This window comes from Sphingobium sp. BHU LFT2 (genome assembly GCF_018604485.1).
Lineage (GTDB): Bacteria > Pseudomonadota > Alphaproteobacteria > Sphingomonadales > Sphingomonadaceae > Sphingobium > Sphingobium yanoikuyae_A.
In genome coordinates this window covers 1-401 of sequence record NZ_JAFCGW010000102.1, presented here as the reverse complement: position 1 = coordinate 401, position 401 = coordinate 1, and the positions used below count along the sequence as shown (strand labels likewise).

At 64.3% G+C, this 401-nt stretch carries 1 protein-coding gene; it reads right to left on the bottom strand.

The window, feature by feature from the left end; translation table 11 throughout:
- Positions 1–401, bottom strand: a 401-nt coding sequence (locus JQK15_RS26670; protein WP_214869696.1) for an aldo/keto reductase, incomplete at both ends; no start/stop codon positions are given.

Genomic DNA, 401 nt, shown 5'->3' with positions numbered 1-401 from the left:
TGAATCGCATAGTTGGACACGCCGATCGCGCGCACCTTGCCGGCTTCGACCATGCGGGTCAGGCTGGCGGCGACTTCCTGCGGATGGGTCAGGAAATCGCGGCGATGGATCTGGTAGAGATCGACCCGGTCGATGCCCATTCGCGTCAAGGACGCATCGATGGCCTCGGCCAAATAGTCTGCGCCGCTATTATAGGGGATGCCTGGCCGGATGCCGCCCTTGGTGGCGATGATCATGCGGTGCCGCAGTTCAGGAGCATCCGCCAATATCTGGCCGAACAGCGTTTCGGCCGATCCGAAACCGGCGGGTGTGTCGCAGCCATAGATGTCCGCCGTGTCGAGCAGGGTGATGCCGGCGTCCAGCGCCGCCTCCACCCTGGCGCGGGCCTCGGCGATATCCTC